This is a genomic window from Nonomuraea salmonea (genome assembly GCF_042428605.1).
GTDB lineage: Bacteria > Actinomycetota > Actinomycetes > Streptosporangiales > Streptosporangiaceae > Nonomuraea > Nonomuraea salmonea.
In genome coordinates this window covers 56,871-77,546 of record NZ_JBHMCF010000037.1, presented here as the reverse complement: position 1 = coordinate 77,546, position 20,676 = coordinate 56,871, and the positions used below count along the sequence as shown (strand labels likewise).

Annotated in this window: 24 protein-coding genes; 14 read left to right on the top strand and 10 right to left on the bottom strand. The window is 71.4% G+C overall.

Annotated elements, in window-relative coordinates:
* Positions 1–33: 33 nt before the first annotated feature.
* From ACFFR3_RS31845 to ACFFR3_RS31825, 5 genes are all read left to right on the top strand, one after another.
* On the top strand, positions 34–987 hold the full coding sequence (locus ACFFR3_RS31845) for an FUSC family protein (RefSeq protein ID WP_345408910.1): 954 nt from the start codon (positions 34–36) through the stop codon (positions 985–987).
* A 34-nt stretch (positions 988–1,021) separates the two neighbouring features.
* The gene (locus tag ACFFR3_RS31840) at positions 1,022–1,966 is read left to right on the top strand and encodes an MBL fold metallo-hydrolase (RefSeq protein WP_364380717.1); all 945 of its coding nucleotides are present in this window, start codon (positions 1,022–1,024) and stop codon (positions 1,964–1,966) included.
* A gap of 11 nt (positions 1,967–1,977) precedes the next feature.
* A complete protein-coding gene (locus ACFFR3_RS31835; protein ID WP_379484342.1) occupies positions 1,978–3,459 on the top strand; it encodes a carboxylesterase/lipase family protein in 1,482 nt (493 codons plus the stop codon).
* The gene (locus ACFFR3_RS31830) at positions 3,456–3,836 is read left to right on the top strand and encodes a Rid family detoxifying hydrolase (RefSeq protein WP_364380711.1); all 381 of its coding nucleotides are present in this window, start codon (positions 3,456–3,458) and stop codon (positions 3,834–3,836) included. The genes ACFFR3_RS31835 and ACFFR3_RS31830 overlap by 4 nt, the downstream gene beginning before the upstream one ends.
* 101 nt (positions 3,837–3,937) lie before the next feature.
* Positions 3,938–5,227, top strand: coding sequence for an MATE family efflux transporter (locus ACFFR3_RS31825; RefSeq protein ID WP_379484341.1), 1,290 nt, complete (start codon positions 3,938–3,940; stop codon positions 5,225–5,227).
* Here ACFFR3_RS31825 and ACFFR3_RS31820 read toward each other — a convergent pair.
* Positions 5,196–5,654: a hypothetical protein gene (locus ACFFR3_RS31820; RefSeq protein WP_379484340.1), complete on the bottom strand. Its 459-nt coding sequence runs from the start codon at positions 5,652–5,654 to the stop codon at positions 5,196–5,198. The genes ACFFR3_RS31825 and ACFFR3_RS31820 overlap by 32 nt on opposite strands.
* Before the next feature lie 213 nt (positions 5,655–5,867).
* Between ACFFR3_RS31820 and ACFFR3_RS31815 the strand changes: the two genes are divergently transcribed.
* Positions 5,868–6,488, top strand: coding sequence for a hypothetical protein (locus ACFFR3_RS31815; RefSeq protein WP_379484339.1), 621 nt, complete (start codon positions 5,868–5,870; stop codon positions 6,486–6,488).
* 229 nt (positions 6,489–6,717) lie between these two features.
* Here the strand turns inward: ACFFR3_RS31815 and ACFFR3_RS31810 are convergent, their stop codons facing one another.
* Together ACFFR3_RS31810 and ACFFR3_RS31805 are read right to left on the bottom strand one after the other, a co-directional pair.
* Positions 6,718–7,653: an NADP-dependent oxidoreductase gene (locus tag ACFFR3_RS31810; protein ID WP_379484338.1), complete on the bottom strand. Its 936-nt coding sequence runs from the start codon at positions 7,651–7,653 to the stop codon at positions 6,718–6,720.
* 16 nt (positions 7,654–7,669) lie between these two features.
* Complete coding sequence (locus tag ACFFR3_RS31805; RefSeq protein ID WP_345408900.1) at positions 7,670–8,260, bottom strand: TetR/AcrR family transcriptional regulator; 591 nt, start codon at positions 8,258–8,260, stop codon at positions 7,670–7,672.
* Between the two features lie 138 nt (positions 8,261–8,398).
* On the opposite strand from ACFFR3_RS31805, the gene ACFFR3_RS31800 reads away from it, so the two are divergent.
* Positions 8,399–9,061, top strand: a complete 663-nt coding sequence (locus ACFFR3_RS31800) for a class I SAM-dependent methyltransferase (RefSeq protein WP_364380697.1) — start codon at positions 8,399–8,401, stop codon at positions 9,059–9,061.
* 48 nt (positions 9,062–9,109) lie between these two features.
* On the opposite strand, the gene ACFFR3_RS31795 is transcribed toward ACFFR3_RS31800, so the two are convergent.
* Complete coding sequence (locus tag ACFFR3_RS31795; RefSeq protein WP_364380694.1) at positions 9,110–9,382, bottom strand: GlsB/YeaQ/YmgE family stress response membrane protein; 273 nt, start codon at positions 9,380–9,382, stop codon at positions 9,110–9,112.
* Positions 9,383–9,785: 403 nt separating this feature from the next.
* Between ACFFR3_RS31795 and ACFFR3_RS31790 the strand changes: the two genes are divergently transcribed.
* The 4 genes from ACFFR3_RS31790 to ACFFR3_RS31775 all read left to right on the top strand — a co-directional run bounded on the left by ACFFR3_RS31790 (position 9,786) and on the right by ACFFR3_RS31775 (position 14,219).
* A complete protein-coding gene (locus ACFFR3_RS31790) occupies positions 9,786–11,099 on the top strand; it encodes a hemolysin family protein (RefSeq protein ID WP_379484337.1) in 1,314 nt (437 codons plus the stop codon).
* A 62-nt stretch (positions 11,100–11,161) separates the two neighbouring features.
* Positions 11,162–12,130 (top strand): RNA polymerase subunit sigma-70, encoded by a 969-nt coding sequence (locus ACFFR3_RS31785; RefSeq protein ID WP_345408892.1) that lies wholly within the window; start codon positions 11,162–11,164, stop codon positions 12,128–12,130.
* Between the two features lie 71 nt (positions 12,131–12,201).
* Positions 12,202–12,804, top strand: coding sequence for a TIGR03086 family metal-binding protein (locus ACFFR3_RS31780; RefSeq protein ID WP_345408890.1), 603 nt, complete (start codon positions 12,202–12,204; stop codon positions 12,802–12,804).
* Between the two features lie 56 nt (positions 12,805–12,860).
* Positions 12,861–14,219, top strand: a complete 1,359-nt coding sequence (locus ACFFR3_RS31775) for a hypothetical protein (RefSeq protein WP_379484336.1) — start codon at positions 12,861–12,863, stop codon at positions 14,217–14,219.
* Here the strand turns inward: ACFFR3_RS31775 and ACFFR3_RS31770 are convergent.
* Both ACFFR3_RS31770 and ACFFR3_RS31765 read right to left on the bottom strand, forming a co-directional pair.
* On the bottom strand, positions 14,214–15,635 hold the full coding sequence (locus ACFFR3_RS31770) for a glycoside hydrolase family 6 protein (protein ID WP_379484335.1): 1,422 nt from the start codon (positions 15,633–15,635) through the stop codon (positions 14,214–14,216). The genes ACFFR3_RS31775 and ACFFR3_RS31770 overlap by 6 nt on opposite strands.
* Positions 15,636–15,796: 161 nt before the next feature.
* Positions 15,797–16,441, bottom strand: a complete 645-nt coding sequence (locus tag ACFFR3_RS31765; RefSeq protein ID WP_345408884.1) for an SDR family NAD(P)-dependent oxidoreductase — start codon at positions 16,439–16,441, stop codon at positions 15,797–15,799.
* 67 nt (positions 16,442–16,508) lie between these two features.
* On the opposite strand from ACFFR3_RS31765, the gene ACFFR3_RS31760 reads away from it, so the two are divergent.
* A complete protein-coding gene (locus ACFFR3_RS31760) occupies positions 16,509–16,871 on the top strand; it encodes a MerR family transcriptional regulator (protein WP_345408882.1) in 363 nt (120 codons plus the stop codon).
* 1 nt (position 16,872) lies between these two features.
* On the opposite strand, the gene ACFFR3_RS31755 is transcribed toward ACFFR3_RS31760, so the two are convergent.
* Both ACFFR3_RS31755 and ACFFR3_RS31750 read right to left on the bottom strand, forming a co-directional pair.
* Positions 16,873–17,538, bottom strand: a complete 666-nt coding sequence (locus tag ACFFR3_RS31755) for a nitroreductase (protein WP_345408881.1) — start codon at positions 17,536–17,538, stop codon at positions 16,873–16,875.
* A gap of 5 nt (positions 17,539–17,543) precedes the next feature.
* Positions 17,544–17,999, bottom strand: a complete 456-nt coding sequence (locus ACFFR3_RS31750; RefSeq protein WP_345408879.1) for a winged helix-turn-helix transcriptional regulator — start codon at positions 17,997–17,999, stop codon at positions 17,544–17,546.
* 258 nt (positions 18,000–18,257) lie between these two features.
* On the opposite strand from ACFFR3_RS31750, the gene ACFFR3_RS31745 reads away from it, so the two are divergent.
* Positions 18,258–18,509 (top strand): hypothetical protein, encoded by a 252-nt coding sequence (locus tag ACFFR3_RS31745; protein WP_379484334.1) that lies wholly within the window; start codon positions 18,258–18,260, stop codon positions 18,507–18,509.
* On the opposite strand, the gene ACFFR3_RS31740 is transcribed toward ACFFR3_RS31745, so the two are convergent.
* On the bottom strand, positions 18,506–19,051 hold the full coding sequence (locus tag ACFFR3_RS31740) for a CGNR zinc finger domain-containing protein (protein WP_379484333.1): 546 nt from the start codon (positions 19,049–19,051) through the stop codon (positions 18,506–18,508). The genes ACFFR3_RS31745 and ACFFR3_RS31740 overlap by 4 nt on opposite strands.
* A gap of 56 nt (positions 19,052–19,107) precedes the next feature.
* Here ACFFR3_RS31740 and ACFFR3_RS31735 point away from each other — a divergent pair, with 56 nt between their 5' ends.
* On the top strand, positions 19,108–20,277 hold the full coding sequence (locus ACFFR3_RS31735) for an MFS transporter (protein ID WP_379484332.1): 1,170 nt from the start codon (positions 19,108–19,110) through the stop codon (positions 20,275–20,277).
* Here the strand turns inward: ACFFR3_RS31735 and ACFFR3_RS31730 are convergent.
* Positions 20,210–20,611, bottom strand: coding sequence for a winged helix-turn-helix transcriptional regulator (locus ACFFR3_RS31730; RefSeq protein ID WP_345409940.1), 402 nt, complete (start codon positions 20,609–20,611; stop codon positions 20,210–20,212). The genes ACFFR3_RS31735 and ACFFR3_RS31730 overlap by 68 nt on opposite strands.
* Positions 20,612–20,676: the final 65 nt, after the last annotated feature.

Here is a 20,676-nt window from a genome sequence, read left to right as displayed (position 1 = left end):
GGTGAGCTGAAAAGCAACCATCGGAGCACCGGAATGGGCACGACGAACAATTCGCGAATTCGGCTGAGCGCCGCGACGCGCGCCGTCCTCGGCACCGCCGCGACACTGACCGTCCTAACCGCTCTGGGGCAGCCGGACACGTCGCTGCTGGCCGGCGGCTTCACCGTGATGACGAGCGCGCTGGCCGTCGACCGGCTCGGCACCCTGGCGCTCGGAGCGCCGCTCTACCTCGCCGCCCTGGCGGCCGGAGCCGTGGCGGGGCCGTACCCGGTCGCTGCCGCGCTGGTGTTCCTGCCACTGATCTACGCCGCCGTGCACGCCCGCCTTCACGGCCCCATCGGGCACGGCGCGGGCGTCTTCGCCTTCATGGGTTACTTCCTCGCGCAGTTCACCGAGGCGCGCGCGGCCGACGTGCCGCAGTTGAGCGTGGCGGTGGTGGTCGCCTTCTGCGCCGTCCTGTGCACGGGCGTACGCGTCCCGAACCCGGCGGAGCCGTCCCGCGCCGCGAGCCGGCAAGCCCTCCAGGTGACGGCCGCCTCCGCACTGGCCATCGCCGGCGGCCACCTGGTGTCCCCTGACCACTGGTACTGGGCCGTCGTGACCACCTGGGTCGTGTTCATCAACACCGAGAGCACCGGCGAGGTCCTGCGGCAGAGCGTGCGCCGGCTGGTGGGCACCGTCCTCGGGGCGGCGGCCGGTTACGGCCTGGCCACGCTCGCGGCGCCGTACGGCCCGCTGCTCCTCGTCCTGCTGCTGGCCTGCATGTTCGGCATGTTCTTCACCTCGCCGGACGCCTACTGGGCGGTCACGTTCTTCATCACCGGCATGCTCTGCATGCTGCTCGCGCTGCTCGACACGTTCTCGGCGGACGTGCTCGTCCTGCGCGTCCACGAGACCGCGCTCGGCGCCTGCTGCGGCGTCCTCGCCGCGCGACTGCAGTCACGTGACGGATACCGCGACCACGATCGGCCGCCGCACGATGGCTGAGCCCCCCGACATTCACCGGACTGGAGACGCATCAATGGACACCATCACCCTGGGCGACGTCACCCTGACCCGCGTCCAGGAGTACTTCGGCCCCGTCGACATGACACCCGAGGTCTTCTTCCCGGAAAGCTCAGAGGAGGCGTGGCAGACCCACAGCGACTGGCTGGCGCCGGACTTCCTCGACGCGCGGACCCGCATCGTCAACTCGGCCATCCAGACCTGGGTGCTGCGCAGCGAGGGCAAGATCATCCTGGTCGACACCGGCGTCGGCAACCACAAGGACCGCCCGTACGCGCCCGTCTGGAACCGCCTCAACACGAGCTTCCTCGACAATCTCGCCCGCGCCGGAGTCCGTCCCGAGGACGTCGACATCGTCGTCAACACCCACCTGCACATCGACCACGTCGGCTGGAACACCTACCTCGACGGCCGGACCTGGGTGCCCACGTTCCCCAACGCCACCTACCTGATGCCCAAGGCGGACTTCGACTTCTGGAACCCGGCCAACGACCACAAGGCGCGGCTCGGCCGGGGCAACCAGAACGTGTTCGAGGACAGCGTCGCCCCCGTGCACGAGGCGGGCCAGACCCGGCTGTGGGACGGCAGCCACCGCATCGACCGCAACCTGCGCCTCGACCTCGCCCCCGGCCACACGCCCGGCTCGTCGGTGCTGACCCTGGAGTCCGGCTCCGACCGGGCCCTGTTCGTCGGCGACCTGCTGCACAACCCGTTCCAGATCCACGAGCCCGACGTCAACAGCTGCTTCTGCGAGGACCCCGCGGCGGCCGTCGCCACCCGCCGCGAGTTGCTGGGCCGGGCGGCCGACACCAACGCCCTGATCATCCCGGCCCACCTGGGCGGCCATGGCGCCGCCGAGGTGGTCCGCGAGGGGGACAAGTTCGCCGTCAAGGGCTGGGCGCCCTTCGCCCCGTACACCGAGGCCCCGTACACCGAGGCCCCGTACGCCGAGCAGGTCTGAAAGGCACCATCATGAGCAACCTCGTCGTCACCACCGCGCAGGGAGCCGTCCGCGGCCTGCTCCGGGGCGCCGCCCGCACGTTCATGAACATCCCGTACGCCGCCCCGCCCCGAGGCGCCGGCCGCTTCGCGCCGCCGCGGCCGCACGAGCCGTGGGACGGCGTACGCGACGCCACCACGCCCGGCCCCAACGCGCCGCAGTCCGAACGCCGACTCGGAAACGTTGACATGTCCCCTTATTTCGGCGCCGGTTGGAGCCGCGGGGACGACTATCTGACCGTCACCGTCAACACGCCCGCCGCCGGGGGAGAGGCGCTGCCGGTGATGGTGTTCGTGCACGGCGGCGGGTTCGTCGCCGGGTCCACACGAGCCCCGATGTACGACGGCTCCGCGTTCGCCCGCGACGGCGTCGTCCTCGTCACGCTCAACTACCGGCTCGGCATCGCCGGCTTCCTCGACCTCCCCGGCGCGCCCCCGAACCGCGGCCTGCTCGACGTGGTCGCCGCCCTGCGCTGGGTCCGGCAGAACATCGCCGCCTTCGGCGGTGACCCCGGCAACGTCACCCTCTTCGGCCAGTCGGCCGGCGCCACCATCGTCGGCGGTGTCCTCGCCGCCCCTTCGGCCGCCGGGCTGTTCCGCCGGGCGATCGTGCAGAGCGGCAGCGGCCTGGGCGCGTTCAGCACCGAGCAGGCCGCCCGCGTCGCCAAGGCCGCGGCCGACGTCCTGGGCATCGAACCCCACGTGGACGTCTTCGCCGGCATCCCCGACGAACGCCTGGTCGAGGCCGCCTCCCAGCTCGCCGGCATCGACCTGCGCACCGAGACCCGCACCGACCCGCTCATCGGGCTCAGCCCGTTCAGCCTCGTCCTGGACACGCAGCCCGCCGAGGCCGTCGCCGCCGGGCCGGGCGCCGGTGTCGATCTGCTCGTCGGCACCAACGCCGAGGAGGGCAACCTCTACCTGGTGCCGGTGGACACGTACGCGACCTCGACCGCCGCCGACGTCCACGCGACGGCGGCGCGCTCGCACCCGTCGCCCGAGCGCCTCGTCGAGACCTACCGCAGGTCCCGCCCCGGGGCGTCGCATGCCGAGCTGCGCTCCGCCATCATGGGCGACGCCCTGTTCGGGGCGGGCAGCCGCGCGCTGGCCGCCGCGCACGCGGCCCATCCGGGCTCCGGTACGTACGCGTACGAGTTCGCCTGGCGCTCCAAGGCGCTGGACGGGGAGCTCGGCGCCGCCCACGCGGTCGAGGTGCCCTTCGTCTTCGACCTCGCGCACCGGCCCGAGCTGAACGGCCCCAACGCCCTCCTCGGCCCCGGCCAGGCCCCCGCCGACCTCGCGACCCGCGTCCACGAGACCTGGATCCGCTTCGCCAGGACCGGCGACCCCGGCTGGACCCCGTACGACACCGGCCGCCGCGCGACCATGCGCATCGACACCGAGTGGACCCAGCACGACGACCCCCGCCCCGAAGAACGCGAGATCTGGACATGATCATCACCACCGAGAACGCCCCCGCCCTGCCCGCACCCCTGTCGCAGGGCGTCCGCAAGGGCCCCGTCCTGCAGGTCTCCGGCCAGCTTCCCCTCGACCCGGAGACGGGCGAGGTCGTCGGCGCCACGGTCGCCGAGCAGACCGCCCAGGCCCTGCGCAACGTGGCCGCCGTGCTGGAGGCGGGCGGCGCGACCTGGGCGGACGTCGTCATGCTCCGCGTCCACCTCACCGACCCCGCCCACATGGCCGAGATGAACGAGGCGTACGAGTCGATCGTCGAAGCCCCGTTCCCCGCCCGCACCACCGTCAGCGTGCGGCTCCCTCCGGGCTTGCTCGTCGAGATTGATGCCCTCGCCGTGCTGGACATTCCTCAATAAATGTCGCTACCGTCCCACAGGCCGATGAACGTCTGGGGGTTCGAATGTTGGCAAGAAAGGAGGTATGGCGAGAAATTTCCGGCCTCGCCATTCCGCTCTTCGTGGCCGGATCGCTCAATCTCGCGTCCCAGCTCGGCATCGTCGCCATTCTCGGGCGAATGGGCGGCGAGGCCATTTATGTGCGTTCTCTGTACCAGCCCGTCAGCCTCATCGTCCTCGCCCTGAGCGTGGGCTTCGCCGTCTGCAACCAGGTCGCCGCCGCGATCGCCAAGGGAGCCGGGCGTCCTCAGGACGTCATGGCGAACGCCGCCGGCCTGGCCCGGGTATGGCTCGGGCTCGGCGCGGCCCTCTACCTGGCCCTCACGATCGCGGTGCCCTCCCTGCCCGGCCTCCTCCACGTGGACGCCGGGCTGCGGGACACGTTCACCTCGTTCCTCCGCTGGACCAGCGCCGCCGGTCTGCTGATCCTCGGCCAGGAACTGTGCGCCTCCAGCCTGCGCGGCTACGGGTACGTACGCCGAGCCACCGCCCTGGTCGTCTGCACGGCGAGCGTGCGGGTGGCCCTCGTCGCCGCCCTCGGACCCGGCCTCGGCATCGCGGCGGTGCCCGTCGCCGAAGCCATCGCAGCCGTGACCGGCCTGGCCATGGGCCTGGCCCTGCTGCGCCGCACCGAGCTGTGGCATCCGCGGGCCGTACGGATCTGGCGCGGCCAGGTGCTCACCGACCTGCGCCGCATCGGCGTGCCCATCGCCCTGTCCTTCCTCGTGATCTCCGCGTACAACGTCGCCGTCATCGCCGTCCTGGGCGCCTACGGACAGAACGCCGTCGCCGCCTTCACCGTCGTCTCGGCCCTGCAGAACGCCGTGCTGCTGCCCGCCATGGCCCTGGGCACCGCCACGGCGATCACCATCAACCAGCGACGCGGCGCCGGGGAATGGCGGCGCATCCGTACGTCGATGCGCGGCGGCATCGAGGTCACCGTCATGGTCTACGTGGTGATCGCCGTGCTGGTGTCGTCGCTCCACGACGTCTTGGCCGACCTGCTGGGCGGCGACCCGGGGGTGGCCGCGGAGGCGGGCGCCTACCTGGGCGCCGTGGCCCTCACGTACGCCGTCCAGGGCCCCGTGCTCGCCTCGCTCACCGTCATGGAGGAGACCGGCGGCGGCTTCCGCGCGATCATCCTCAACGCGATCTACTTCGCCCTGATCGTCGCGGTGGGCGCGACGACCACGAGCACCGCGGACGGCTTCTACACCGCGGTGGCGTACTGCAACCTGATCGGCGTCTCGGTCCCCCTCCTCGCCACCCGACATATCCGAAAAATCGCGACCAGGGAGGCAGCCGTCGCGCCCGTCCGACCTATCGCGCCCGGAGCCTCCAGCGAGGCTTGAACACCGACAGCGCCGTCGAGACCAGCAGCATGACGACCTGCGCCCCCAGCACCCAGACCTGGGCCCACTGGCTCGACGTCACCGCCTGCCTGGCCCCCTCCGTGGCGGCCGCCATGCCCTCAGGGTCGAACAGGAACATCCCCACGCACACGACGGCCACGAGCAGGCCCAGCTTGATCGCCACCCAGTAGTACCGGATCAGCCCCCAATGGGTGCCGAGGCCGAGCACGATGCCGCTGGCCAACGCGATGAGGCTCAGCGGGATGCCGCCCGCGAACACCATGACCGGCATCAACCGGTACGCCATGTGCGCCAGCGCGAGGTCATCGGTCAAGGTGGCGGCCGTGTTCAGGGCCACCAGCCCCCACACCTCACCGACCAGCGCCACGGAAGCGACGATGTGGACGACCAACAGGGTCTTACGCATGCGCGGTGCCATGATCTCGCCTCACCTCAGGGTTTCAGCACTCACCGCCCATCGTCGCGACTCCGCCCCCGTACGGCGTCCGCCCGTGGATGACGCTCCCGCTACACCGAATGACGTAGGCCCCGGACGACAGACAACCTCTTTCGGGCAACCTCTTTCGGGCTGCTTACGGCTTCCGCCGCCCTCTCCGCACGGCCCGGTGCGGCGCGCATCATGACGAGCATCACAGCCGTCGAGAGAAAGGCCGACGAAATGCGCATCTACCGGGTCACCGCGGTGGCGGGGTTCCTCTGCGCCGTGTTGCTCGTGGTCAACTCCGCCCGGCGGGGCGGGATCGTGCCGGAGACAGCGTTCACGCACGCCGTCGCACCGTTCGCGGCGCTGGCGGGGCTGCTCGCGATCACCGGCCTCTACCTGCTCATCCGTCCGGCGTCGGGCACGCTGGGCCTGATCGGGTACGTGCTCAACAGCGCCGGCCTGGCCGGCGCCTTCGCCATCGAGTACATCCTGCACTTCGTCTTCCCCTACCTCAGCGGCGGCGCGGTGGCCGGCCTGCTGGCGGGAAGCACGGGACAAGCCTTCATGATCACAGCGATCGTCCTGCTCGCAGGCGTCCTGACCTTCAGCGTGGCCGCCCTGCGTTCGGGGACGCTGCCGGTGATCGGCGTCGTGCTGTACGCGGCGGGAATGATCCCCGGCTCGTTACGGAACGCGGTGCCGCTCCCGGTCTACCTGACCGGCCTGGTGGTGGCGGCGGTGGGGGTCGCGTGGATGGCGACCCGCCTGTGGCACACCCCCGACGAAGAACCGGCCCCCGCCCCGGCGACCGCCTGAGCGACCGTCCGCCCTCTCCCGCTCGAACCGGCGGGAGAGGGCGGGAGAGGGCGGAGGGCGGGTCACATCGGCTTGCCGACTCCGTTGATCCACTTGCCGTACAGGGTGCTGGTGACCCTGCACCGGCCGGCATAGCAGGTGTAGCTCACCTTGACGCTGCGGTGCCGGTAGATCGACGGGTTGAACGGCGGTATACGCGCGGCACACCCCCGGTAGACGTGGCCGCGGGTCAGGCGAACGTCAGGACGTAGCGGCCGCGGACGCCGGGCCGTTCGAGCGCGCGGTGGGCCTCGGCGGCCTGGGCGGCGGGCAGGTGGGCGGCGACGCGGAGGGTGAGGCGTCCCCGGCCGGCGACTTCGGCGAGCCGGTCCAGCTTCTCCGCCTCCTCGGCGTAGTTGAGGACGAAGACTGGGGCGACGCGGACGCGGTCGGTCCCGTCGCCCGGCCAGCCGCGTACGGTGACCAGCGTGCCGCCGTCCTTGACGGCCGGGAGCACGGCGGCGTCCAGGACGGCGGTGTCGAGCAGCCCGTCCACGCCGTCGGGGTGGAGGCGGCGGACCTCCGTCACGAACGCGTCCCCGCGCGGCACCACCTCGTCGGCGCCGCACGAGCGGACGAAGTCCTCGTCCTGCGGGGCGGCGTCGGCCACGACGACCAGCCCGGCCTCCTTGGCGAGCTGGACGAAGTACCCGCCGAGGATGCCGGCGGCGCCCGTGACGGCGACCGTCGCGCCGGCGGGGAGCGCCAGCGTGTCGAGTGCGTGCTGCGCGGTGAGGCTGTTCATGGGGAGGGTGGCGGCCTCGGCGTCCGAGAGCCCTGCCGGGATCTTCGTCACCGACCGTGCCGACAGGACCAGGTCCGCCCGGTAGCCGCCGTGCTCGCCCGAGGGCACCACGATGCCCATGACGGCGTCCCCGGCCGTCAGCGGCCGGTCCACGCCGGGGCCGACCTCGGTGATCGTGCCGGCGACGTCCATGCCCGGCACCCGTACCGAGTCGTCCCCGTGCTGCCGCGGAAGTGACCGGGCCATGACGTCGGCCGGGTTCACCGCCGCGCTGGTGACCTGGATCCTGACCTGGCCGGGGCCGAGGGGCTGCGGCGGCAGGTCGAACTCGACGAGCGTGTCAGGTCCGCCCAGCTGGGTTGCTCCGATTGCGTACACCATGGCGATGCGTCACTCCTTACGGCTGGAGGCCTTCGAGTAGCAGGGTGCACACCTCGTCGAGCTCGGTGTCGATGCCGGGCTCCCGCCATTCGGCGGCATGGGCGAGGTGGTGGAACTTGGCGGTGGCGTGGAGGACCGCGCGGGCGGTGGACTCCGCGTCGCTCGTGCGGAAGCCGCCGTCGCGGGCGCCGTCGGTGATGATGGCCGTCAGCTGGCCCAGGAGGTCGGCGACGTGGTCGGTGGCGACGGTGCTGTGGGCGGCGGCGAGGTTCCCGTACGCGGCGAACAACTCGGGGTCCTCGCGGATCTTGGTCTGCTTCAGTGCCAGGACGGCGTGCAGCCACGTACGCAGCCGGCGCGCCGGCGGCATCCCCTGGTCGGCGGCGATGGCGGCGAGGGTGTCGCGGTTGCGGTCGAGCCAGCGCCGGGTCACGGCCTCGCGCAGTGCCTGCTTCGAGGCGAAGTGCTTGTAGACGGCGGCGTGGCTGACCCCGAGCGCCCTGGCGACGTCCACGACCGTCGCCTTGTCCGGCCCGTGGCGGCGCAGGATCTCCTCGGTGGCCGCCAGGATCGTGTCCGCGTCCAGCGGGGTGCGCTTCTGCTCCACGCGGCACAACCTACGCCCATGGGTGACAGATTTCAAATCTTGTAACCTGATACTCAGGGGTCCTCCCTCCTGAGTACGAGACCGCAACTCCGACCTGAGGCTCATGACGATCAGCGGGCACGCACCTAGATTCGAAGCATGCTTCCGCGCCCGCCCGAGGCTGACCGGCAGCCCCTTCCCGACCTCCTCCACCGAGCCCTCTTCAAGGCGGTGTCCCTGCTGCCGCCCCGATCACAGGCGGTGCTGCTGCGGCGCTACTTCAACTGGTGGCACCGCTCACCCGACCCCTGGCGGCTCCGTACCGACGACTACGAGCAGCACAAATACGCCACGACGTTACGTCTCCTGCCCGCCCGCCCCTATCACCGCATCATCGACGTCGGCTGCAGCGAGGGCGTCTTCACGCACATGCTGGCCACGAGGTATCCCGACGCCGAGGTCACCGGCGTGGACGTCTCCGAGCGCGCACTCGACCGGGCCCGCGCACGTCCCGCCCGCGAACGCCTGACGTTCACCTGCGCCGACCTGATCTCCTACACCCCGCCCGGCGCCTTCGACCTCGTCTTCTGCGCGGAGACCCTCTACTACCTGGGCCGCGGCGAACGCCTGCGCCTCGCCTCGGCCCGGCTGACCGAGCTCGTCGCCCCCGGCGGCCTGCTGACCCTCGTCCACCCCTGGCCCGAGGCCGAACGCCTCTACACCTACATCAGCGGCATGACGCCGATTCTGCACCACGTCGAGATCGAGACCCACCGGCCGTTCTCCGTGACCGTCCTCCAGGCCGCGCCCGTGGCGAGATGACGATCGTCGGGCCAGGCCCTTGCCCTTGAGCCTGGCCCGGCTCGTCTTCTACGTGGTGCCGCGCTTGCCGTAGAGGGCGGCGGCGAGCGCCACGCCCACCCCGGCCAGCACGACCTGGATGACCAGCTCGATCCAGTCGATCCCCCGGGTGTCGGCGACGCCGACCGCGGCGGCGATGGCCGTGCCGATGAGGGCGGCGACGATGCCGATCACGATGGTGAGCCAGATCGGGATGTTCTGCCGCCCAGGCACCACCAGGCGCCCGATGACGCCGATGACCAGGCCGATGATGAGCGCCGAAATGATACCGGTGACTTCCATGCTGCGCCGCCCTTCTGGTGGTTGCTTGACATTGATGCGGCAGGTCGCAGAGACACGTCGGCATTGCGTTGCTTCCCGATGGTGCACGCGCGCAAACGAGCACTGTGGCTATGGGAACTTTGGTGACCTATGTCGCGTTCATGCACATAGCTGTGTGAACGGATCATGAACGAATGGAGTGACGGCTCTTCAGTGGAAGAGTGCAGGAGCAGGCCGGGTCGCCGCCCGGCGTCCCGTCACCCATGCGCCCATCCGGCAGGCGGGCCGTGCCCAGACGCCGTCGTCCCGATCGCCGTGAACGAGACGTCCCGCAGCCTCACACGCCGGCCCCGCAGCGTCGGCTCGCCGGCTTCCCCCATCACCGGCGCGCCGCCGGGTTCTCATGTCGAGGAGTATGTCTGCCGTGGACGGCTATTGGGTTCAACTGGGCCTGGTCGTGGTACTGATCATCGTCAATGCGATCTTCGCCGGTAGCGAGCTGGCGCTGATCTCGCTGCGCGATGGCCAGCTGCGCCGGCTGGAGCAGCGCGGCCAGGGCGGGCGGATCCTCGTCCGGCTGGCTCGGGACCCCAACCGGTTCATGGCCACGATCCAGCTCGTCATCACCCTGTCCGGCTTCCTCGCCTCCGCCACGGCGGCGGTCACGCTGTCGGAGCCGCTGGTGCCGCTGCTGGGCTTCCTCGGCGACGCCGCGGGCCCGGTGGCCATCGTGCTGGTGACGATCGTGCTGACGTTCCTCACCCTGGTCTTCGGCGAGCTGGCGCCCAAGCGGGTGGCCATGCAGCGCGCCGAGAGCTGGGCCATGCTGGCGGCCCGGCCGCTCAGCGCGATCTCCACCGTGTCCAGGCCGGTGGTGTGGGCGCTGGGCAAGTCCACCGACCTCGCCGTACGGCTGATGGGCGCCGACCCGCGCCGGCACCGCGAGGAGATCAGCCCAGAAGAGATCCGCGACCTGGTCGCCACCCACCGCGGCTTCACCCCCGAACAGCGCCTGATCATCTCCGGCGCCGTCGAGATCAGCGAACGCGTGCTGCGCGAGGTGCTCGTCTCCCGCCGCCAGGTCTTCACCCTCGACGCCGGCACCCCCGTCGAGCAGGCCCGCCGCCTGCTGGCCGGCTCCGGCCACTCCCGCGCTCCCGTCGTGGGCGCCCGCGGCTTCGATGACGTCACCGGCATCGTGAACCTGCGCGACCTGCTCACCGACGAGAACGCCGTCACCGCCGCCGACGCGGCCAAGCCGCCGCTCCTGCTGCCCGACAGCCTGCCGGTGGCCGAGGCACTGCGCCGCTTCAAGACCGAACGCCAGCAGTTCGCCCTCGTCGTGGACGAGCGCGGCTCGATCGACGGCATCGTCACGCTCGAAGACCTCCTGGAGGAGGTGGTCGGCGAGATCTACGACGAGACCGACAGGGACGTCCTCGAAGCCGTCCGCGAGAGCGACGGCAGCGTGGTGGTGCCCGGCGCCTTCCCCGTGCACGACCTGCCCGACATCGACGTGCACCTGGAGGAACGCCCGGAGGGCGACTACACCACCGTCGCCGGCCTCGTCCTGACCCTGCTCGGCCACGTGCCCACGGCTCCGGGGGAGAGCGTCGTCACCGGCGGCTGGCGCCTGCAGGTCCTCGCCGTCGAGGGCCTCGCCATCGTCCGCGTCCGCCTGTCTCCTGCCCCCACCACGGAGACCGGGAGCCTCGGCCTCTCCGAGGAGACGGTCTAACAGGACCTGGGCGGCAGCGTACTCATCGCTTCGTGTCGGACCCGGTCGCTAGGCTCGCGACCGTGAGCACGATCGAGGACACCGGCGCCGGCCAGGCGCACCTGCTGGCCGCCGCCCGCGGCGGCGATCGCGCGGCCTTCGACGCCTTGGTCGCGCCGCACCGGCGTGCCCTGCACCTGCACTGTTACCGCATGCTCGGCTCGATCGACCAGGCCGACGACGCGACGCAGGAGACGCTGCTGCGGGCCTGGCGCGGGCTGGCCGGCTACGAGGGCCGGGCACCGCTGCACCACTGGCTGCACAGGATCGCCACCATGGCCTGCCTGCGGGCCGCCGAGCGGCGCGAGCGGCTGCCGGCCGTCCATGCCGACATCACCTACCTGCAGCCCTGTCCTGACTCCCTGCTCGACCCGGCCCTGATCGCCGAGCGGCGCGAGGCGGTGGCGCTGGCGTTCATCGCGGCGCTGCAACTGCTGCCGCCCGCCCAGCGGGCCGTGGTCATCCTGCGTGAGGTGCTGAGCTGGAGCGCCGCCGAGGTCGCCGAGCTGCTCGGCCTCAGCGTCCCGGCGGTCAACAGCTCGCTGCAACGTGGCCGCGCGGCCCTGCGCGCTCATGACACCCGGCCGCCGCGGCCGCTGATCGACTACGAGCGGCGACTGCTGCGGCGATTCGTCCGCGCCTGGGAGCTGCGCGACATCGACGGCCTGGCCGCGCTCCTGCGCGATGACGTGATCCTGCGCATGCCGCCGGAAGCGGCCGAGTTCGCCGGCCGGGCGGCGGTGGTGGAGTTCTTCGCCACGCGACCGGCCGGTGGGCGGCTGGACCTCATCGAGCTGGTCGAGGTCGCCGCGAACGGCCAGCCCGCGCTGGCGGCCTATCTTCCCGACGACGCCGGAGCCTGCCGCGGCTTCGGGATCATGGTCCTGTCCCTGACCGCCCAAGGGGTGGCGGAGATCGTCGGGTTCCCTGATCAGGAGCTGTTCCGTAGGTTCGGGCTGCCCATGGAGCGGAGAATCCGTCGCGACCGATGAGTCGGCGCCTCGCGCCGGATCTGTCAGGGCGAACGGTCGCGCTTCCGCGACCCGCACCGGAAGAAGACACCATGGAACCGCGTACCACCGCCCCGTCCGATCACGTCGGCCTGCTCAGGCGCAGCCACTCTGAGGTCGCCCGGGTGCTGGAGCAGATCAGCCCGCAGCAGTGGGAGGCCGCCGGCGGGTGCGAGAAGTGGACCGTGCGCCAGACCGCCGACCACCTGGCCGGCGCCCTCCTCCTGCTCGCCCGCTTCGCCGAGGGAGAGCAACCGGATCCGGCCGAACTCGACGAACAGCGCCAGGCCGACACCGACCACCTCGGCGCCGACCCCGCCGCCGCCTTCCGCGCGATTGCTGACCGGTCGGTGGCGGCCTTCACCACCCCCGGCATCCTGGAGCGCCCCATCGCCTTCATGGGCACCACCGTGCCCGGCGCCGTCTTGGCCTCGATCAGCCTCCAGGAGTCGCTGATCCACGGCTGGGACATCGCCACGGGCGCCCACCTGCCGTACCACGCCGACGACACCGTGGTGCGGATGGTCTGGCAGCACGCCGAAACCGGCATCGGCGACACCCGGCGCCGCACCGGCCAGTTCGCCCCGGCGATCCCTGTCCCCCCGACGGCCCCGCTGCTCACCCGCCTGCTGGCCCACCTCGGACGGCAGGCTTAGGACAACGCACCATCCACGGCGGCAGCCGCCACGACGCCATCTCCTCGGGAGCCCTGATGTACTTCATCCATCGCAACTGGGAAGCCGGACCGCTGGGCAAGCGCGTCCGGCATGTTCCCGGCCGTACGGTGCTCGAATGGTTTCAGGGGTTGTGGGAGCCGGACGGACTCGAGCGGGCGCACGCCGACCTGATGGCCGCGCCCTACGAGCTGGAACTGCTGCGGGAATGCGGCGACGGGCCTCCCGAGGACATGGTCGAGCTGCGTCGGCGGATCCGGATGCGGTTATACGCCGACAACGAGCTGCACATCGACGACCACAGCGTCCGGATCAGGAGCATGGGCATCCACCTGGAGGAGGCGTTCTCCTTCGTCGATGACGCGCGCGTCGCCGAGCAGCCGCAGCGGTGGGCCTACCCGCTCCACCCATCGTGGCCGCTGCCCGATGCCGCCGCTCCCGGGCCGGCGCCGTTCGTCCCGCCCTTTCCCTGCGTGGAGCTCGCGCCTGCCGGGGACGCAGGTGCCACCTACCTGCTCTTCACGAGCCTGAACGCGCGGCACGACACTCTGGGCTGGGACGAGACGTACGTGCTCCCCGGCGTGCGGTTGCCCCGAGCAGCCGCGGCGCTGCGGCGGCCCCCGCACGATCCCGATGCCTGGCCCCAGCATCTCCTTGAGCTCCGAGCGCTGGTGGGGCCGGATGAGGATGGGATCGCGCCCGCACTCGAACGGCTCAGCCGCGCGGAGGGGGAGCCTGTCATTCACCTCGGAGAGCACCTGGTGCAGATCGTCCTGCGGAAGGGCACCGTCTACGAGCACACGTATGCCTTCGACGACGTCTGGGCGAGTGCGCACCCCGACCTGGCCGCCTCGCTCATCCACTACGCCTACCACTGGGACCCAGGCTGCACGCGCCGGCACGGGTTCATGATGCCCTGCACGCACGACGCGTACCTGGACCTGCGGCTGGGAGAGGCGGACCGCGTCCGCGACTACGAGCCGTACGACGAACCGCTGGTGACCGCGCTGACCGGCGCGCGCAGCGTGGACGAGCTGCGGAGGGAGATCTTCCAGGACGCAGGGGCGGGGGAGCGGCGCCTCCTGGTGGTCCTCGGGCTGGATCATCACAGTGAGCTGATCGGTGTCGTCGGCACCGTGCTCGGGCATCCCGCTCCTGACGCCTGTGAGCTGCGCTATCTCCGCATGGCCAGGCCCCGTCGCCCCCGGCAGCTCGCCCGGCTGGGCGAGGCGCTCTGCTTCGAGCTGCGGAGAGAGGGTTACAGCACGCTCGTCCTGGATCGGCCGCCGTCCGGTGAATGCCGGAAGTGGCTGGGCGCGCCGGATCGCGTGGTCCCCCTGAGCGGGGTCCGCCTGCCCCGCCACTACGCCTGGCAGGCGGACCCCTTCCGGCTATGAGCCGTCGATGAGGCGGATGGCCAGCTCAGGGCTGAACGTCCCGGCCGGCGTGCCGGGCGCGATGCCGCAGTTGCCGTCCGAGTCGCCGGGGACCTTCACCCACAGCAGCAGTTCCGTGCCGGCGTCGCCGCCGACCTGCGCGGGCGTGCCGAGCCGGCGGCCGGCGGGGTTGCACCACTCGCCGTTGGAGCCCTTGCCGTTGCGGCTGGTGTCGATCACCCACTTCGCGCCGCCGCCCAGGGCGGCGTTGACGTCCGACGCGTACGCCGCCGACTGCGCGGTCGTGTAGTAGTTCGAGACGTTGACGGCGAAGCCGCGGATGTTGCCCACGCCCGCGTTCTGCAGCCGCTGGGCCATGGTGCCGGCGGCGACCCAGCCTGCGTTGCCCGCGTCGAGGTAGGCCCACGTGTTGGGCGCGTGGTCGCGGAACTGCCCGGTCGCGTACGTCAGCATGCGGTTGCGCGCCGCGATGTCCTCGTCGTCCATGCAGGCGAAGTCGCCCAGGGAGTCGGGCTCGATGACGACGACGGCGGGACGGTCGCCGACGGCGGAGGCGAAGGCGGAGATCCACGCCCGGTACGCGCTCTCGCTCCCGGCGCCACCACCCGAGTGGCCGCCGCAGGCGTCGCGGCCGGGGATGTTGTACGCCACCAGGACCGGCAGCCTGTCGGCGGCGTCGGCCGCGGCGACGTAGGAAGACACGGTGGCGCTGACGTCGCCGAACCAGCCGCCGACCCAGAAGGCCATCGGCTTGGACGCGATCGCCGACTGGATGCGCGAGGCGCGGGAGTCGCCGGGGTTGTCGCGTACCCACTTGGCCGGGTTGGACTCGGGATCGACGTAGAAGCCGTTCGTCAGGTCGAGCGGCCCGCCGGAGGACTGGCCGCTCTCGGTCAGGGAGACGTCGTCGAGGAAGAAGGTGTGGGCGGCGCCGCCACCGAGCTGGAAGGTGACCTGGCCGGCGGTCGTGCTCAGGGACGAGGTGAAGGGAAGGCTGAAGCGCTTGCCGCTGGTGGTGAGGGAGATCGGCGCGGTGAGGGTGTTGGTGTACGGGGCGTCGCCGAGCTGCACGGTGGCGACGGCGCTCACGGCGCTGCCGGCGGAGGCGGTGAAGAACAGCGTGTACGCCTTGCCCTGGGCCAGCGGGATGTCGTTCTGGGCCACCATCGCGTCCCACGGGTTGGCGGTGCCGCCGGTCACGCCGACCCGTAGCCTGCCGTCGTCGGTGCCCATCGTGGTGTTGGCCGAGCTCCACCAGGGTGCGGTGCCGCTGGTGAAGGTGCCGTTGACGATGAGCTCGGGGGCGGCGGCCGTGGTGACGGCCGTGGTGACGGCCGTGGTGGCTGCCGTGGAGGGGGCCGCGCATAACGCCGTCAGGGCCATGGCCAGCGCGATCGCGTGAGTGATCAGTCGCACGTAGTGCTTCCCTTCTGGGAGTGCTGGATCTCGCGTCGTGAATATCACAAAGATCACGAAATTTGATGACATCTCGGGAAAAGTCGCTTACGTACGCAGATCAGGGACCTGTCGCGCACGGCCTGGGAAGCGTCCGTGGCGCGCAGGAGCGGTTTCCGGTTTTACGGCGCCGCGTGCAGGGCCTCGTGGGTCCACTGGCCGCGAGGTTGCGTGTGCAGGCGCCAGTAGTGCTCGGCGATGTCGTCGGGGTCGAAGTCGGTGCCAGGGGCGACCGGGCCCGCCACGGTGACGCTCGCGACGTGGACGCCGGCCGGGCCGTACTCCTGGTCGAGCAGCGTGACCAGGGTGCGGACGCCGGCCTTGCCCAGGGAGAGGCTCACGTACTGCGGTTTGGGCTCGGGCATGCCGCCGGTGATGAGGATCGTGCCGTGGCCGCGTGCCGCCATGGCGGGCGCCACGTGGGCGGCGGCGTTGAGGGCGCCGACGACGTTCACCGCCCAGGCGTCCATGTGGCCGCGTACGGACAGCTCACCCGGCGCGTCCGCCTGGATGATCGCGGCGTTGTAGACCAGCGCATCGGGGACGCCGTGCGCCCGCGCCACCTCGTCGAGCGCGGCGCTCAGCCCGGCCTGGTCGGTGCTGTCGGCCCGGCACGTCACCACCTCGCCGGCGACCGCGTCGGCCGCGCTCCGCAACGTGTGGTCGCTGCGGGCGATCAGCCCGACCGGCATCCCCTCCCTGGCGAACCTGCGCGCCACCGCCTGCCCGATCCCGGGACCCGCCCCGATGATCACAACCCCCGCCATCTGATCTCCTCCTTGCTTCGGCGATACTCGGGACGGTAAGGGCTCACATCGATGTGAAGGTCAAGGCATGCGGATCGGGGACCTGGCCGCCAGGACCGGGGTCAACAGGCGGCTGCTGCGCTACTACGAGGAGCAGGGCCTGCTCAGGCCGGTCAGGCTGGGCAACGGCTACCGCGAGTACCGCGACTCGGACGTCGCCGCCGTCCGCCACATTCGCGCCCTGCTCGCCGCCGGACTTCCCACCGCCGTCATCGCCCGCGTCCTGGACTGCATCCAGGGATCCGAAGGGCTCATCACGCCGTCCCACTGCCCGACCTTCATCGACGACCTGCGCCGCGAACGCACCCGCATCGCCACGACCATCGAACAGCTCCAGACCTCGCAGAACGCCTTGGACTCCCTCCTCGACGCGGCACTGCGCGAACCCTGAGTCACGCTCCGACGAAGGTCACCGTCTCCGACATGTCCGCACGATCGGTGCGCAGCGGCGGCACGCCTTCCCGCTCGAACCCCACCGACACGCCGCACAGGAGCGCGAGCGTGTCATCCGCTCCGACGATGCGGCCGACCGTTTCGCGGTACATCGTCCACATCACCTGAGGGCAGCTGTGCAGCCCTTCCGCCCGCAGTAACAGCATGATCGTCTGGAGGTACATCCCCGCGTCCGCCCACTGCCCCGGCCCCATCGCCCGGTCGAGGTAGCAGAACAGCACGACCGGCGCTCCGAACGCCTCGGAGTTCAAGGCGGCGATCTTCATGGGCCGGTCGGGGTCGTCACGCTCGATGCCCAGCGACTGATACCGCTGGGCGGCAGCGGCGGCGAAGCGGTCATGGTACGGCGAGGTCAGCTCCGCCGGGTACATCGGATAGTCCCGGTCGTCGCCCGGGTCTCCCGCCAGTGCCCTGGCCGTCGCCCGCTTCTTCAGCTCGGCCAGGGGCTCGCCGGTCACGACGTACAGGAGCCACGGCTGGAGGTTCCCGCTCGACGGGGCCCGCGTCGCGGCGGTCAGCACGCGTTCGAGCACGTCTGCGGGTACGGGCTCATCGCTGAACGCCCGCACGGCACGGCGGCTGTCCACGGCCTCGTACACGTCCACGGCGCTCACCCGGCTGCCGAGCCGGGGCCCGGCAGGAGGTCGACGTCGCCGGCGTGCATCGGCTGGCCGCAGTGGCTGCACGCCGGCTCGACGTGGGCGATCTGCCCGCAGGCGTGGTGGCGGTACAGCACAGGTGGTCCTGCCTCACCGGCGAGCCAGCGGTCGCCCCAGCGCGCCATCACCATGAGCATCTCGACGAGGTCGGCGCCCTTGTCGGTGAGGTGGTACTCGTAGCGGGGGCGGGCGTCGTAGGGGCGGCGTTCGAGGACGCCCTGCTCGACCAGGTGGTGGAGGCGTTCGGTGAGGACTTTGCGGGAGATGCCGAGGTCGGCCTGGATGTGGTCGAAGCGGCGCACCCCTGCCCACACGTCGCGCAGGATCAGGGGCGACCAGGGCTCGCCGATCACGTCCATGGTGCGGGCGATGGAGCACGCCATCTCGCTGAAGCGGGTTCGCTGCATGGCGGCAGTCTAGCTTTCGGAGTTCCCTAAGGAAACTTGAGCTGCTAGGGTCGAAGTCCAGTACGAGGGCATGTGGCGGGTGGCCTACGTGCGGGCCGGGATGATGCGGTACGAGGTCCACGCCTGCCACGGCTTCCCCGGAGACGCCCTGCCCGCCTGAGCGTGCCCGGTGAATGTCCGGCCGGCGCCCTGGTCCGGCCGCTGCCGCCGTTTGAGAATCGGACGAGTCTCCGTTCGCAGAAAGGGGCCCGATCCGTGATGCGTGCTCTGCAGAAAGCCGCCTTCGTCGTGGGGCTGTTCGCCATGACCATCTTCGCCCTGCCGGCCGTCGCCTCGGCGCAGTCGCCGCAGGACTGCCTCGCCTACCTCAACAGTCACGGCTACCCGACGACCCAGGCCAGGATCGACGCCTGCAACTCGCTCGTCACCGCGTTCTGCGTCGAGATCCTGGAGGACGGCGAGGTCGCGGCTGAGCACGCCAGGGCCGCCTGCGACCTGCGGCGCTCCTAGCGTCCGGCCCGATGGGCCCTGACCCGTTCGCGGGTGGCGCAGCGGCGGGAGCAGTAGTGGCGTTCCTGGCCGCTGCCCTGGGCGATGAACACGTTCCGGCAGCCGGTCGCGGCGCAGACCTTGCCGGGCGGTCGCTGGCGGTCCCAGACGAGCACGGTCAGCGCCATGCAGGACGAGGTGAGGAACCATTCGCCCAGGGGGCCGTCGTCGTCGCGGTCGAGGTGCGGATGCCAGGGTGTGGCGCCGCCGTGCGAGGTCAGGCGCAGCGGGCCGGTGTGCTCGCGCAGGAGGCGGTTGAGCGCCGTGGCGGCGGCGTCGGCGTCGGTGGCGGCGAAGACGTCGCGTAGCAGGGCGGCGGCCGTCCGCATGGCGGCGACGTCCTGCTCGGTCACCTCGATGGGGTCCAGCTCGCCGTACGCGCGCAGCACCTCGCCGATGGCCTCCGGGGAGGCGTCGTCGGTGAGGGCGTTGAGGAGGGCGGCGGTGCGCCGGGCCACGGTCAGCACGGAATGCCGGGTGGACCAGTCGTCGGTGTGCGACATCCTGGCAATGTAACGCATATTGCTATGTTTTGCGTTACCTCGCTAGGGTCGCGCGGGTGTATTCCATCAGGTCCTACCTGGCCGGGGCGGTGGCCGCCCGCGCAGGCGACGAGATGTCCGGGCCCGCCCTGATGCTGGCCGGATTCGCCGTCACCGGCTCGGCCACCGACGCCGCGTCGCTGCTCGCGGGGATCACCGCCGCGGCGGCGGTCGGCGGCCCGCTGCTCGGGGTGCTGCTCGACCGGGCGGCGCGGCCGGGCCGGCTGCTGGCCTGCGCCCTTGCGCTGTACGCGGCGGGCCTCGGCGCGATCCTCATGGGACTCGGGCATCTGCCGATCGCGATCAGCGTGGTGATCGCGCTGTGCACCGGGCTGCTGGGTCCTGCGCTGTCGGGCGGCTGGACGGCCCAGCTGCCCCGCGTGGTGCCGCCCGCAAAGCTGCCCAGGGCCAACGCGTTCGACGCGATGACCTTCAGCGTGGCGAGCCTGGCCGGTCCCGCGCTGGCCGGGGGAGTGGCCGAGCTGCTCGGAGCGCCGACGGCCGTGGTGGTCGCCGTGGCGCTCATCGGCTTCGCGGTGCCCAGCGCGTGGACACTGCCCGCCCGTCCACCGTCACGGGAAGCGGGCTCCCTGCTCGCCGGAGCGCGGGTCATGATCGCGAACCGGCCGTTGTTCCGGGCGACCCTGGTCTCGGTCATCTGCTGCACGGCCGAAGGCATGCTGGTGGGTTGCCTTCCCCTGCTCGGCCTACGGGTGCTGGGCGACGCCGACCGTGGGGCGCTGCTGCTGTCGTGCGCGGCCGCCGGAGCCCTGGCCGCCAACGCCGTACTCGCCCGGCGGCCGCGTTCCCCCGGCACCGTCGTCTGGGCGAGCGCCCTGCTGCAGGCCGCCGCCTTCGCCCTGGCCGCCGTCGATCACGCGGCCGTGCTCGTCGCCGCCATGCTGCTGGTCGGCATCGGCCAGGGCCCCCAGCTCACCGCCCTGTTCGCGATCCGCCACCGCGAAGCCCCTGAGCGGCTGCGCAGCCAGATCTTCACCACCGGAGCCAGCCTGAAGATCACCGGCTTCGCCCTGGGCGCGGCCATCGCGGGCCCGCTCGCCACTCGGTCGCTCACGGCCGCCCTCATCCTGGCCGCCACCCTGGCGGCGCTCGCGGCCCTCACCTGGAGTCGTAGTCCTCGCGGTTCGCGAGGACCTCGCTCATGTGCGTCTGCGCCCAGCTCCTGAGCCCGCGCGTCAGGTCGTGGAGGGAAAGGCCGAGGCCGGTCAGCTCGTAGGAGACGGTGACGGGGACGGTCGGCGTCACGGTACGGGTCAGCAACCCGTCACGCTCCAGCGACCGCAGCGTCTGGGTCAGCATCTTCTGGCTGACCCCGGCCAGCATCCGGGAGATCTCCGAGTACCGCATCGCTCTCGGCCCCTCCTCGCCGCCGCCCAGCGCGCACAGGATCAGGACGACCCACTTGTCTGAGATGCGGTCGAGCAGTTGCCGGCTGGGACACCCCGCCAGGAACGCGTTGTACTCCACCTTGGCCTGAGCCCGCTGCTGGGCCGCCTTCATCGTCGCCACCGCTCACACCTCTCGCCCGTGGGTGAGTTACGCACTTCGGAGTGCCTACTTCCCGG

What these genes read in the sequence shown, in the direction of transcription:
- ACFFR3_RS31845 (WP_345408910.1), top strand. Translation starts at nt 34, where the DNA reads ATGGGCACGACGAACAATTCGCGAATTCGGCTGAGCGCCGCGACGCGC.
- ACFFR3_RS31840 (WP_364380717.1), top strand. Translation starts at nt 1,022, where the DNA reads ATGGACACCATCACCCTGGGCGACGTCACCCTGACCCGCGTCCAGGAG.
- ACFFR3_RS31835 (WP_379484342.1), top strand. Translation starts at nt 1,978, where the DNA reads ATGAGCAACCTCGTCGTCACCACCGCGCAGGGAGCCGTCCGCGGCCTG.
- ACFFR3_RS31830 (WP_364380711.1), top strand. Translation starts at nt 3,456, where the DNA reads ATGATCATCACCACCGAGAACGCCCCCGCCCTGCCCGCACCCCTGTCG.
- ACFFR3_RS31820 (WP_379484340.1), bottom strand. Translation starts at nt 5,654, where the DNA reads ATGCGTAAGACCCTGTTGGTCGTCCACATCGTCGCTTCCGTGGCGCTG.
- ACFFR3_RS31815 (WP_379484339.1), top strand. Translation starts at nt 5,868, where the DNA reads ATGACGAGCATCACAGCCGTCGAGAGAAAGGCCGACGAAATGCGCATC.
- ACFFR3_RS31810 (WP_379484338.1), bottom strand. Translation starts at nt 7,653, where the DNA reads ATGGTGTACGCAATCGGAGCAACCCAGCTGGGCGGACCTGACACGCTC.
- ACFFR3_RS31800 (WP_364380697.1), top strand. Translation starts at nt 8,399, where the DNA reads ATGCTTCCGCGCCCGCCCGAGGCTGACCGGCAGCCCCTTCCCGACCTC.
- ACFFR3_RS31795 (WP_364380694.1), bottom strand. Translation starts at nt 9,382, where the DNA reads ATGGAAGTCACCGGTATCATTTCGGCGCTCATCATCGGCCTGGTCATC.
- ACFFR3_RS31780 (WP_345408890.1), top strand. Translation starts at nt 12,202, where the DNA reads ATGGAACCGCGTACCACCGCCCCGTCCGATCACGTCGGCCTGCTCAGG.
- ACFFR3_RS31775 (WP_379484336.1), top strand. Translation starts at nt 12,861, where the DNA reads ATGTACTTCATCCATCGCAACTGGGAAGCCGGACCGCTGGGCAAGCGC.
- ACFFR3_RS31765 (WP_345408884.1), bottom strand. Translation starts at nt 16,441, where the DNA reads ATGGCGGGGGTTGTGATCATCGGGGCGGGTCCCGGGATCGGGCAGGCG.
- ACFFR3_RS31760 (WP_345408882.1), top strand. Translation starts at nt 16,509, where the DNA reads ATGCGGATCGGGGACCTGGCCGCCAGGACCGGGGTCAACAGGCGGCTG.
- ACFFR3_RS31750 (WP_345408879.1), bottom strand. Translation starts at nt 17,999, where the DNA reads ATGCAGCGAACCCGCTTCAGCGAGATGGCGTGCTCCATCGCCCGCACC.
- ACFFR3_RS31745 (WP_379484334.1), top strand. Translation starts at nt 18,258, where the DNA reads ATGCGTGCTCTGCAGAAAGCCGCCTTCGTCGTGGGGCTGTTCGCCATG.
- ACFFR3_RS31740 (WP_379484333.1), bottom strand. Translation starts at nt 19,051, where the DNA reads ATGTCGCACACCGACGACTGGTCCACCCGGCATTCCGTGCTGACCGTG.
- ACFFR3_RS31730 (WP_345409940.1), bottom strand. Translation starts at nt 20,611, where the DNA reads ATGAAGGCGGCCCAGCAGCGGGCTCAGGCCAAGGTGGAGTACAACGCG.